The organism is Salinicoccus jeotgali (assembly GCF_039538805.1).
Lineage (GTDB): Bacteria > Bacillota > Bacilli > Staphylococcales > Salinicoccaceae > Salinicoccus > Salinicoccus jeotgali.
Genome location: NZ_BAABCK010000057.1, coordinates 1 through 12362 on the forward strand (window position 1 = coordinate 1; position 12362 = coordinate 12362).

The 12362-nt window shown below is 38.1% G+C and carries 11 protein-coding genes; 7 read left to right on the forward strand and 4 right to left on the reverse strand.

Going from position 1 to position 12362, the window contains the following annotated elements:
* Positions 1-171 precede the first annotated feature (171 nt).
* The gene (locus tag ABD734_RS08420; protein ID WP_344703300.1) at positions 172-1038 is read left to right on the forward strand and encodes an amidohydrolase family protein; all 867 of its coding nucleotides are present in this window, start codon (positions 172-174) and stop codon (positions 1036-1038) included.
* 189 nt (positions 1039-1227) lie between these two features.
* Entirely contained in the window at positions 1228-2844 is a 1617-nt protein-coding gene (locus ABD734_RS08425; protein ID WP_344703301.1) for a MutS-related protein, read from the forward strand.
* 459 nt (positions 2845-3303) lie between these two features.
* Here ABD734_RS08425 and ABD734_RS08430 read toward each other — a convergent pair whose 3' ends face one another.
* Together ABD734_RS08430 and ABD734_RS08435 are read right to left on the reverse strand one after the other, a co-directional pair.
* Positions 3304-4419, reverse strand: coding sequence for a 5,10-methylene-tetrahydrofolate dehydrogenase (locus ABD734_RS08430; RefSeq protein ID WP_344703303.1), 1116 nt, complete (start codon positions 4417-4419; stop codon positions 3304-3306).
* Between the two features lies 1 nt (position 4420).
* On the reverse strand, positions 4421-5575 hold the full coding sequence (locus ABD734_RS08435; protein WP_344703306.1) for a hypothetical protein: 1155 nt from the start codon (positions 5573-5575) through the stop codon (positions 4421-4423).
* A gap of 382 nt (positions 5576-5957) precedes the next feature.
* Here ABD734_RS08435 and ABD734_RS08440 point away from each other — a divergent pair, with 382 nt between their 5' ends.
* Positions 5958-6743 carry an SDR family oxidoreductase gene (locus tag ABD734_RS08440; RefSeq protein ID WP_344703307.1) on the forward strand — a complete coding sequence of 262 codons (786 nt, stop codon included), beginning with the start codon at positions 5958-5960 and terminating at the stop codon, positions 6741-6743.
* Between the two features lie 80 nt (positions 6744-6823).
* Here ABD734_RS08440 and ABD734_RS08445 read toward each other — a convergent pair whose 3' ends face one another.
* The gene (locus ABD734_RS08445) at positions 6824-7321 is read right to left on the reverse strand and encodes a DUF1648 domain-containing protein (protein ID WP_344703308.1); all 498 of its coding nucleotides are present in this window, start codon (positions 7319-7321) and stop codon (positions 6824-6826) included.
* Positions 7322-7361: 40 nt separating this feature from the next.
* Positions 7362-7691 (reverse strand): DNA-binding protein, encoded by a 330-nt coding sequence (locus ABD734_RS08450; RefSeq protein ID WP_344703310.1) that lies wholly within the window; start codon positions 7689-7691, stop codon positions 7362-7364.
* Positions 7692-8285: 594 nt separating this feature from the next.
* On the opposite strand from ABD734_RS08450, the gene ABD734_RS08455 reads away from it, so the two are divergent.
* The 4 genes from ABD734_RS08455 to ABD734_RS08470 all read left to right on the forward strand — a co-directional run bounded on the left by ABD734_RS08455 (position 8286) and on the right by ABD734_RS08470 (position 12302).
* Positions 8286-9536 carry an amidohydrolase family protein gene (locus tag ABD734_RS08455; RefSeq protein ID WP_344703311.1) on the forward strand — a complete coding sequence of 417 codons (1251 nt, stop codon included), beginning with the start codon at positions 8286-8288 and terminating at the stop codon, positions 9534-9536.
* Between the two features lie 134 nt (positions 9537-9670).
* The gene (locus tag ABD734_RS08460) at positions 9671-10132 is read left to right on the forward strand and encodes a nuclear transport factor 2 family protein (protein ID WP_344703312.1); all 462 of its coding nucleotides are present in this window, start codon (positions 9671-9673) and stop codon (positions 10130-10132) included.
* 466 nt (positions 10133-10598) lie between these two features.
* The gene (locus ABD734_RS08465) at positions 10599-11465 is read left to right on the forward strand and encodes a DNA-processing protein DprA (RefSeq protein ID WP_344703313.1); all 867 of its coding nucleotides are present in this window, start codon (positions 10599-10601) and stop codon (positions 11463-11465) included.
* A gap of 27 nt (positions 11466-11492) precedes the next feature.
* Entirely contained in the window at positions 11493-12302 is an 810-nt protein-coding gene (locus ABD734_RS08470; RefSeq protein WP_344703314.1) for a hypothetical protein, read from the forward strand.
* The last annotated feature ends 60 nt before the right edge of the window (positions 12303-12362 follow it).

Sequence of the window (12362 nt, forward strand, 5' to 3'; positions counted from 1 at the left end):
CTCCTTCGCGTACGTCTTTTCTCATGAATATCCTCCTTCGATGTCATAAGAAAAGCATACAAAAAAATGTAGGTAAACCAACAATTTTCAATTGCCGATTTCCTACATTTTAATACTGCCATTTACATAAGTGACTCAGACCCACAATCCCCCCAGCAACTAAGTGATGTAATGAATGAGATAGGCATACGAGGGATGATTGATACGTATGAAGAAATTGGAGATTATTATAATAAGTCACAGGGGAACATTCTATTTGGAACCCATTTATTAGAAGAAGAAGACATGACTGAAGATGAATTGTTTAATTTGAAAAAGGTAAAAGATAAATATAATACTATTATGATGACGCACTGTTTAGAGAATGAGTGGAGATCTAATATAGTTAAATCCAAATTTGGTAAATCAAGCATCGAACTTTACAGTGAAAGGAATTTACTTGATGATAAAACAATTCTTTTTCATGGCGTTTATATGTCAGAAGAGGATATCGAGTTGGTAGCAAAACATAAAAGCTCTGTTGTTCATTGTCCTCTTTCAAATTTGGATACTGGCGCGGGAGTTGCAGATGTTAATGCCATGCTAGAGAATGGTGTGAATGTTTGCTTAGGTACTGATTACGCTCATACTAATGTATGGGAGTTAATGAGGTTGGCATATTACTTACTGAAAATAAATAATCATGTTGATAAATATAGCGTTGAAGAGATTTTTAGAATGATGACTATTAATGGTGCAAAAGCATATAAATTACAAAATGACATAGGAAAAATTAAAGATGGTTATAAAGCTGATTTAGTTTTTATTAAAAAAGATGATGTAGATCTAGAACCACTGCTGAATAGAGAAAGCTTTTCCACCTATCTCTATAATTTATTATTTTACAATAAAGCCGATTCAATTCATCACGTGATGATTGATGGAAAGTGGATTATGAAGGACAGAAAATTGGAAACATTGGATGAAAAAAAAGTTGTGAGTAGATATAATCAAATTGCAGAGGGATTTTTAAATTATTTAAAAGAGCATAATTATTGAACTAGCGAATTGCACTATTTGTATCTATTCAAAGTTGGCAGATTGCTTTTGTTTTCTAGAAACTCTTCCTCAATACCATTGATATATTATTATATTCAGTAATAACAGTGTCGTATAATATGACGCTATATTGTATACTCCGTAAGAGGAAGTGTTGAAATGTCGTCATTATATTTCTACGTGGGTGTCGTGTTAATCATTATCATTGTCACGATAATTATATCCATAACTGAAAACAGAAAAAAACGAGTCATAGTTAAACAACTTTGGGAACAAAACGCCAAGTGGTTGGAATATAATGAGACGTTCATTAATTTTGATCATTTCTATCGAAATCTAATTGCAGATGGCAATGTCAGTCGGGAGTTTGAAGTCGATGATGTGACGTGGCATGACTTGGATATGGATTCACTTTTTAAAGAAATCAATCATACGTTCACCACGGTGGGGGAAGAACGTCTCTATGCGGCATTGCGAAATGTGGGGGCCTGCGAGGATGTTGACGAAAATTTCATTGCGAGGCTGAACACCGATCAACCTTGGCGGGAAAAAATCACATGGATTCTGTCGAAGTTATCCAAACAGCCAAACTCAGACACTTCAAAGTACTTCACACACTATACGCCATCGGGCTCAGTACGTTATCAACCTCTATACGCATTTCTAAGTGTGCTGCCTGTAGTCGGCATAGGGATGCTGCTCATTAACTTCCTTTTAGGGATTTTAGTTATAATCGGTGCATTATTATTGAACATGGTGATTTCATACCAGCATAAATCGAAGTATGAAAATGAATACTCAGATTTATTCTATGGTTTAAATATTATAAGTGTGGCGACTCAACTTAAACCGCATTTTCACGATATGCTGAATACTTCCGTCAACATTGAAGATGGGGTCAAGCATTTACAGTTGTTCAGTACGTTATTGATTAATGAAGAGGCCGATCAGAATAATATACTTCTTCAATTATTGACTGGTGTTAAACATGCATTTATTCTGGATTACCATGTTTGTCATTATATTATTAATACTCTTGTTAAAAATAAGGATACATATGAAAAGTGCTGGCATCTGGTTTCTACAGCTGACTTGAACTATTCCGTGGCAATGTGGCGAAGGCAGTTGCCTTATTATGTTACCCCGAATGCAGTGCAAGATGAAAGTATGGTAATACATGACGTATATCATCCATTGATTACTGAACCTATCAGCAATTCAATTGATTTGAGACAAAACATCCTGCTCACCGGATCGAATGCCTCCGGCAAATCCACTTTTATGAAATCATTGGCTGTGAATGTCATTCTGAGTAATGGCATCAATACCTCAACCAGTGGCTACTTTAAATATGTGCCTGGTAGAGTGTTGTCTTCAATGGATATTTCAGACAGTATCTCGGAAGGGGATAGTTATTTTATCAGTGAAATCAAATCATTGAAAAGGATAATCGAAGCCCTAAATGGCAGTAATGCTCATTTCTATTGTTTCATTGATGAGATATTTAAAGGGACGAATACGAAAGAACGTTTGGCAGCAGCAGAAGTGCTGCTGAGATTTTTGAGTACGCATAGGAGAATTTCTTTGGTGGCAGCCACTCATGATATAGAATTGACAGAGACACTATGTGATGAAATGGTGATGTACCACTTTTCTGAAGTGCTTGAAGGCGATGATATATTCTTTGACTATCAAATTAAAAAAGGGCCAGCCCAAACATCCAATGCGCTAGAGCTACTTAGAATATTTAACTTCCCAAAATCGATTTATAAGGACTCTAAACAAATTCTAGAAGAATATTATTAAAATACAGTTTTTTTCAGGTCATACGCTTCAAAAACCGCCCGAACAACACAATCCCCCCTAAACCATATTTCAGGTTAGGGGGATTGCTTAATTTTAAGGCGCCTAAGTGTAATGTAGGTAGCATTAGCTTATTAAAAACATATCAGAATTAACTCTACTTTGGCCATGCTAGATAAATAGCAAATATAATAAAGATGATTCCGAACACTAATGAAATCTTATATAGTGAATTATGTGTTCTACGAGAAATACCTAGGACAGTCAAGTAAGCGCCGAGTATGAATGACAAAATCATTATATAGAATCCCATTTTTTCATTCCTTTTCAAGATTTTTAAGAATTCGTGATGTCAGCTTTCATTTAAGTTTAAATTGCTGAATGACAGGTGTGATGAGTCCTTTAAATGTAATAACATTAGCTAGCTAGAGGCTAGAGAGTGCGACATAATATATTGACCGATCATTCCTCACTGGCTTCTTGTGAACGCAGGCGATGTCGATAGCCATATGTGCTTTCCTTCATTACATTCTCGTCCTGAACACCCGCTCCGATTGCAGCTACAACTGTTGAAAGTGATGTGGCGAACCATGCTAGCTTAAGGTAAAAGCGGATGTCTATCTGTTCTAATCCAATATTCCTTATTATAAAGTCAGGTGGTAGCAGCACAAGGGAACCGGTCAGGAACATCAGATACAACACAGTGAAATAAAACACCAATGATATAACCAGCGTTACGACTGTCGCACCGTTATATAACTTCAAAAATCTTTTATCCTCACCTTCTTCCAGCCTTTCCCATAGACCATGGGAGATAATGATCCACACTAGCATACTGGTTAAAGCGAATATTGAAACAGCAATCATCCTCCAGATAGAGAACAAATCGCTTAGGCTCCACATGGTAGAAAAGATCATACTGAAGGAACCTGTCGCAAAAGCAAGTGCTACTACTGAGCTCAAAACCCGCATCATGTTTAAAGGATTATTCGCCCAAGCCATTCCACTGATCAGTCGGAAATATCCCCGCAAATTATTCTTCATTTGATATATTGAATGCTCGGAATCGGTGGCATCGTTATGACTTTTCTCATAATAAAGTGTATTGAATTTAAAATATCGGTTGAATATCCTTTTCAAATTCCTACGATTCTCTTCATTTGATTCGGTGGATTCCTTGTCATTTTTTGCCTGGACCGAAGTGATCAGGGTCACGATGGTCTCGAGAACACTCTGTTTGTTAGGAGGCCAACCGTAGGCGGGCAATGACACCAATCCAACCTCAGTGGCTTCATTTATATCTATGCCGATAATATTCTCGTTATGGTATAACGGGAGATCTGTGATGAAAATAGTATAATCCCAATCCCTATCTTGGTAATATTGATCTGTTTTCTGAAACAACTCCTTCGTCAGCTCTGCATAACTCGTAAGTGGGTCTACATGGACGCCAACTTCCCATTCATGTTCTTCTTCAAATTCCTCGGAAAGCACCTCCGGTAATTCTTCCTTTATTTTTCTTGCAAGTTCATCTGGCGCACCAGGCGCTGCGACGATGCCAACATATCTCTTGCTCATATCAATCATCCTCTGACTTATCATGAGTTTGTTTTGTGCCTGCATGCTCTTCGGTCTGTTCTTCTTTTGTAGTTTCTTCATTTTCTTCTTCTATTTGCTTATACCGGTACATTTGTCTGTAGGAATACGTCACATTCTGAATCGTTCCTTCATCTTCGACAGTGGAGCCCAAGGCACCTGCCAGAACTCCTGCAGAGGCAGAAAACCATACGAGATTTAAATAATCCATCCATTCCACATCAGGCTCAATCTTAGTCCAGGTTTCAAAAAGTCCCATCGGAACAAATACGACAACTGATATTACAAGCAGCAGAAAGACGACCAGGTAGTTTACGATTGTAATAAACAACAAGGTGGCCAATGTGGTGAAGTTGTATAGATAACGATATGACCGCTGGTTTTTACTGGAAACCAATTCCCATAGATCATGAGCGTATATCAACCATCCAACCACACCAAAGATCGCGATGAACGTCAGCAACACGAACCGCCACAAGGAATAATCCAGACTCAATTCCCAAGGTATCGAAAAGATGGAGATGTATGTACCTGTGGCAAATGATAATGCAACGATAGTCTTAAGGTTGCTTAAAGCCGTCCATGGCTCGTTCGTTAAAGTCATGCCTGCAACAAGTTTACTCCATCCGGCTACCGTCGATTTCCGTATGTACCGCTTATTGCTCACCTCATCTTCAGAAGTCGACACTTCAGTGATCTGATTGATGAAGCTCAAGCGTATGCCCTCAGGGGTTTCAGATAAATCTTTGCGGTGTAGCCATGTAATGTGATGCATTAGTAGATTCTGCAGTTTTTTCTTAACCCTAATGGCGCCAAGTGACGGCACTGAAAGCAGTGATATCGTCTGGTCATAATTCACTTCTGAAACGACGATCTTATTACTGGATATACTGGGGAGGTCACTGATTGCGATTGCCAAGTCCCATTGGTTATCCTCTCGGATGGCTTCCGCTTTTTCGAATGTCTGATTGATGAACTCGGCGGAGGCAGCTAACGGATTGGTCTGATAATCAAATTGCCAATCCACTTTGTCATCAATATGTTTACTGGATAGTTCGCTCAAATCTTTCAGCATCCCTTTTATTAACTCTTCAGGAAGACCGGGAGCTGTGATGAGACCCACGACAACTTTTTCCACCAGCTCACTCCTTTCATCAAGACTTGATATTATAGCTGAAAACAAGCGGTTGTTAAGGGTATCGCTTATATTCATCTTAAACTGGCATTATCTATTTTCAACTATTTTACTGCAGTAGAACTTAAGGATAGTCCTTTAGAACAAATCCACTGATAAGTATGCACCATTGAAATGCGGGGAGGTCGAAAATAAGAAATGTTGAAGAAAGATATTTGTATGCATATATCCATTATACCCATGCAGCTGAAAAATAATTAAAGGCGTCCATAATTATAGGGATAAACCCATTGTGTGACCTGTGCGAGGGGAGTGGTGCAAGCGTTTATGAAGGCGCCGACAGGGAAAATTAAAACTATTAATAGGAAACTAGGAGGCAATTAGGATGGCTAAGACAATCTTGATTACAGGTGCAGGATCAGGTTTAGGAAAGGGTACAGCGCTTGGCCTTGCGCGCGAAGGGCACACGGTCATTGCCGCTGTTGAAAAAGAGGAACAGGTTGAAGGGTTGCGTGAAGTAGGAAAAGAAGCGGGTGTAGATCTTGAAGTCTTCAAAATGGATATCACAGACGCATATGATCGCGAAGCCATGAAAAAATATGATTATGATATCTTCGTAGCCAATGCGGCAATCAATGAAGGGGGACCGATATGGGAGATGCCGATGGAGAACATCAGACGATTATACGAAATCAATGTATTTGGTACCCTTGAAACCGCTCGTATCGCAGCCGAACATTTTGTAGAGAAGCGGCAGGGTAAAATCATTTTCGTATCGTCCAAAGCGGAAAAGATGAGCTCTGCCTATAAAGGACTCTATTCATCCTCCAAGCATGCCATCGGTGCCATAGCGAAAGCGCTGAAGCAGGAGATGGAAGCGTTCAATGTCCAGGTCGCCACCATCAATCCCGGCAGATTCGGCACCGGCTTCAACGACCGTGCAGTCGCAGCAAACTGGAAATGGTATGATGAAGAGAAGCATCACACTTCAAAAGATAAGCTGGAAGCAAGCGGAGATAGTCTGAATCACCAGATGGATCCACAGCTGATGATCGATAAGATGGTGGAAGTCATTCCTAAAGACCATCATAAATTCAGGGTCGTCTACCCGGAAGACACGGCAGAAGATATGCGTAGAGAAGAGCAGAAGGACTGGGAGACTGATATATAGGATAATAGGCTACCAGACGTATAGAGGAGTCGGGAAAAGTTCTCGACTCCTTTACCATTATGATGTCTTTTAACCATCAACTATTTTATTCTGCTACGTTCAACCAATTTCCAAGCTATCGGTCCCAGTATAAGCAAAAGAATCAACGGCATCAGAAGTACGCCGAATGTAGATGAGCCAGTAAGCCCGTGGTTGGTAATTTCGACATATAGAACTGCAAATACAATCAACGTCCCATTTGATGTTAAATTGAGTAATATTCTGCTGTTCAAATAGAACTCCCTGACATTAGAGGCGTCCATACGTTTTGGATAATTATGCATTTCCGGAAACCGCTCCAACGCCTTGAGTCCCGGTATCAAGAGCAGTGGTATGACGATGAGGACAATTATTTCATACTTCGATCCATATCTATCCACCTCACCATCTGCTCCAAAGTGAGCGGGTACTTCTGCAGGTAGGGATGGGAAGGTGATGATTACATAGATTAGGGCTCCGATGAAAATAGTGTAGCCTATGACATTTGCGGTCTTTTCAGTCAAAGTCTTAGGTATGTCGATTTTTGGTCTTTCTTTCATGTTAATTACCTTTCAGCAGATTTAATATAGTAGCCTAGAGTCATTCGTTATCCATTTGATGCCCGTTTGACGATTTATATATTTCGGCTGAAGAGAGCCAATATAAAAATTGTTTATATGGATAATACGTTGTGCCGTTTAATATTATTTTAGGAGCATTTGGATGCTTATCTAATAAGTCATCAATTTCTTCTTTATCTAAACTGAAGTATATTGGCAAATCTTCTTTCTTTATAAAATTGGTGGCGGGATGTTCGCTATCAGGCTTACCCATATTTTTGAGGCCATCCCCAATAAAATATCCCATAAAACCCAATCCGACTGCCAAAATAAGCATACTTACCACTAATCCAGATAATTCTATTTGCATTTCGCTTACTCCCTCTCATTCTATTTTAATTATTTTATTTTGGAATTTTGATCATCACCAAATAAGAAGCCTAATCCAATCGCAAAGGTTATTGTGTTAATGATTCCTAATGAAATGGATAAAACCTTTTTCATGACTTACCCCCTTCTACTAAAGTTTTTCTCAGATGTCATCACTTAAATTGAAAATATAACAAAATGAATATGATATAACCGTACTTTCAATTTCATAATTCCCACTTACATTTTGGACAAGTCTCTTGTTCTTCTTTTGAAAAGTATAGTGTGAGGCAATAGGCCTACTTTGCTAGATATCTAAATGTTTAGATATATTGTTATACTGATAGTGTACCAGATATTTAGAAAGGGGGAGGTAAATTTTGGAGCAAGCTATATTTATTATCGCGCTTTCTTCTTTTTGCCTTGCGGTACTATTGATGGGAGTAAATTGAAACTGTAAGCCGTCTTGCAAGATAAAATAGTATATAAATCAGCCAGAGACTCACAGTGGTATAGTCCAAATGCATCACGCCTGTAACCATGTAAATAATACACAAAACTAGGGCGTCCACATAAACAAAGGGGAGCAGTGTCTATGATTAAAGTAAAGCACGTCAACTGGATCGATCTGGATAAAGGAAGCATTGAAGTCAAGGATGTGACATTCCAATCAGATGAGGAGAGGGAAGTAGATGGTACAGGAAAATATCTGATGCCTGGTCTGGTGGATATGCATACTCACATTACACCAGTCAGTGCGAAGCATTATTTGGCAAGTGGTGTGACCTCAGTAAGAAATACCGGTGGCAACTATGAACTTATCCAGATGATGGATGATATCGCACCGCATGTATACGCGACTTATCGCTTCATCGATGGTGAACCTGGGCTGTGGGGGCCGACTTCCTTTGGCAATGTCTCCACCAATGACATCGATACAGCAATGGAGGCTGTCGAGGAGCTGTATAACCAAGATGCGAAGTTCATCAAAGTGTATGGCCATATCCAGGAAGATGTCTTGGGTGCTGTAGTGAAAAGGGGAGGCACACTTGGACTCGAGGTTGCGGCTGATCTGCTGCATTCCAAGGTCATCGATGCAATGAAGGCAACAGAGTATGGGGTAAAGTGGCTCGAACATGCATCGAGCATCGTCCAACACCTTTTTCCCGGCTATCACAGCCAACTTTCAGACGAAGCGTTTGATACGATTACGAGCAAGCCAATAGATACTGATAGGCTGAATAATTTATTGTCGTACCTTCTTGAACATGAAGTGAAGTTGGTGCCCACATTGACACTGTACCGGCACTTGGCAGAAGGGTGTACATTCAACCCGCCTGAATTGGTGTCATCCAAGCAGATGAAGCTGGTTGAAGCGGATGAGCAATTATCTATAAATACTCAGTTCGAAACCATTGATGCGCAGCTTAGTGAAGCGTTCAAGAAACGCCAAAAATGGGAGTATGAACAAGTGAAGCGGGTTACAGGTAAGTATCTTGAAAGGGGCGGGGAAGTATATATCGGCACCGATGCACCTGCAGGTACGTGGGTGTATCCCGGGCTTAGTATGATTGAAGAGCTGAATGAATTTAAGGACTTTAGCTTGGCTGATTTTGAAATATTGAGGAAGGCGACAATTGAAGCCAAAAAGATTGTAGGGGAAGACGATGGCTACATATTACTCAACCAGAATCCATTGGAAAATTTTGAACATATCCTCGACATCGATGCCATTTTCTTGGCGGGGAAGATATTGATGTATGAGGATATCAAAAACCATCAAGTGGACAGCTATAGCATGATGAAGAAATTTGAAGAAATTGAGGAGATCTACAGGCAACAGTAAACGAAGCAAGCTGCTCCTTTAGAATATGTGTAAACTTAATGGCTAACTTAAAGTTATTACTAACTTTATATTACTTGAATATATAGAAAAATCTGTATATGCTGAAGTAAACAGTTCAGAAATGAGGAGATATAATGAGTAAACTTGTCCCTCCATTCACGCAAGAAACTGCCGTGCAGAAAGTCCGTATGGCCGAAGATAGTTGGAACAGTCGTGACCCGCATAAAGTATCCTTGTCTTACACAGAGGATAGCCGCTGGCGGAACCGCGCCGAATTCCCAACTGGCCGTTCAGAAATCGTAGAGTTTCTCGAAAGAAAATGGGCTAAGGAGCTCGACTATCGATTGATTAAGGAACTTTGGTCATTTACCGAAGACCGCCTTGCAGTACGGTTTGCATATGAGTGGCATGACGATAACGGGAATTGGTTCCGATCATACGGAAATGAGAATTGGGAGTTTTCTTCAGATGGCTTGATGAAGCAACGCTTTGCATCCATCAACGATCTGCCGATCAGCGAATCAGAACGAAAATTTTATTGGCCGCTTGGTAGACGACCCGATGACCATCCTGGATTTACCGAACTTGGCCTATAATTTGTATTTCTTTTGCTGGAATATAAACGTATATTATTCATAATACCCCCAAATGAGTCTCTTTGTTGGAGAACTCACTTTGGGGGTGTTTTATGTGACATTTTAGGTTTCCAGTTTAATTTTCAATCGAAGGTGTAATTAAAATACACCCTAGTCATACATTTAGAACCTAGCAGTGGAGACAACGCCACACTGTCTAATTAGGGTCTACTCTAATCAATCAAAAATTTAAGAGAGAAAACACATCTACAAATTTTATAATCAGAAATTATTTTCTAATTATAAATGAAAAACTTTCTTAAATTATTTTTATATGTTTAAGAAAGTTTATGTTGATCTATTAAGAAGGGTTTAGATTTAAGATTATTTAATAAAAAACATTTGTCGAATTTTTTTGGTATGATAAAGGCTTAGGAAGAAAAAGTTATATTTTATAATAAAATGTCATAGGTATAAAGGATGGAATATGAATATTAAAAAGATTTTTTTTATACTCTACGATTTAGGTTTCTCTTTGTGGACACTTAGTATGTTACATAAAGAAGCGAGTGAAGCTCAATTAAACGAATTATTAAAAGGAGAATATTTGGAGTTGCAATTTTCTTTGGGGATTTTCTCAAATAAAGAAATTGAACTAATCACTTCAAAGAATCTCAAAGAAAGTACCATGCATATCGAGGAAAAACTGCAAGAGTTTGCAAAAGAAAACATAAAATACATTTATTTTTATGAGAACAGTTATCCGAGTAAGTTAAAGTCTATCCCACATCCCCCGTTTTTTCTCTTTTATAAAGGACAACTTGAATTACTTGAAGATTATTACTCATGCTCGATAGTTGGTACTAGGAAACCCACGGAGAATACTCTGAATGAAATAGAACTGACAGTTACAGAAATGGTGAAATCTAAAATTATCATAGTAAGTGGACTAGCTTTGGGAACAGACATACAAGCTCACAAAACTACTTTAGATAATGAGGGTATAGCAGTGGCAGTACTTCCAAGTCCTATTAACGAAGTAACCCCTAAAAGTCACCAGCACTTCGCTCAAAAAATAATTAATACAGGTGGTTTATTAATAAGTGAATATTATAAGAATGATTTTAAGAAAACCAATTATATTAATAGAAATAGAATAGTATCAGGTTTAAGTAATGCAGTTATAATAGCTGAGTGTTCAGAAAAAAGTGGAACAATGCACACTGCTCGATTTGCTTACAAACAAAAAAAGCCAATCTTCTGTTTTAACAATAATTCTACAGGAGTAAGGAAAATACTTTCTAGCGATAGTGCAAAAATTTATACCGGAATTCATAATTTACCTATAGAATAATAAAAGTTTATAAAGGGGTTAATTCTTTTGTCTAAAATTATAGTACTTACAAGGTTAACAGTTTTTGATGAAGATTTTATTATGTATGCTGAAATAAATGAATTCTTAAGCCAATTAAATAATGAAGGCCATACAATTGTAATGTTGTCCCATAGCTATCATAGTTTAGAAAGAATGAAATCCATATTTAAAGAGAAATTCAACTTCGAAATTACCTGTTTATTTAGAAATGATTTCAAGACTACTGTAGATAAAGATGATGCAAAGAACATCATTTTCATAGGTAGCAGTGATGAAGACCTTTATTTAACAGCGCCGAAAAAAGTTTTGATTATTAACCCTGGATGGAGTGTTAAAAAAGGTGGCTTACCAGCTAAATATAGTATTACACTTGAAAGCCCATTACAACTTTTAGAAGCAATTAAGATCATTGCTAATCAAAATAAATGGTATTTTGAATTAGATATAGATGAAAATACTAAATTACTTGCATTAACCTCCGCAAACACCTATAACAAAGACACTACAGAAGTTGAAATTCTTGAAGGTTTTCAAAGATTGTTAAAATCTGGAGATAGGAAATACTTTAACACATTGTATTTTCATTTAATTTCAGGTGTTATGAAAAACGACTTACTTAGAGAAGTCGGACTTTGGGGGAATTTTCCTTCTTCAACAGGCAAAATGAATGAAGAAATAGAGGAATTAAAAGAACGTTGTCGCTATTTAACGGGTCTAAAAATGAAGGAACCTTTATTTATTAGACATACTACTGGATCGTCTACACTTGATTGGACAACTCCTATGAGGGAGGCTATTGTTAAATCAAAAAAGTAGGCGATTTTTTTATGACAAGAACAAGAAGAACCTTTACCCCAGAGTTTAAACTACAGATCG

Bases quoted from the DNA above. Each gene is read 5' to 3' on its own strand.
- ABD734_RS08450 (WP_344703310.1), bottom strand. From the start codon at position 7,691: ATGCAAATAGAATTATCTGGATTAGTGGTAAGTATGCTTATTTTGGCA.
- ABD734_RS08460 (WP_344703312.1), top strand. From the start codon at position 9,671: ATGAGTAAACTTGTCCCTCCATTCACGCAAGAAACTGCCGTGCAGAAA.
- ABD734_RS08430 (WP_344703303.1), bottom strand. From the start codon at position 4,419: ATGAGCAAGAGATATGTTGGCATCGTCGCAGCGCCTGGTGCGCCAGAT.
- ABD734_RS08465 (WP_344703313.1), top strand. From the start codon at position 10,599: ATGAATATTAAAAAGATTTTTTTTATACTCTACGATTTAGGTTTCTCT.
- ABD734_RS08420 (WP_344703300.1), top strand. From the start codon at position 172: ATGAATGAGATAGGCATACGAGGGATGATTGATACGTATGAAGAAATT.
- ABD734_RS08455 (WP_344703311.1), top strand. From the start codon at position 8,286: ATGATTAAAGTAAAGCACGTCAACTGGATCGATCTGGATAAAGGAAGC.
- ABD734_RS08440 (WP_344703307.1), top strand. From the start codon at position 5,958: ATGGCTAAGACAATCTTGATTACAGGTGCAGGATCAGGTTTAGGAAAG.
- ABD734_RS08445 (WP_344703308.1), bottom strand. From the start codon at position 7,321: ATGAAAGAAAGACCAAAAATCGACATACCTAAGACTTTGACTGAAAAG.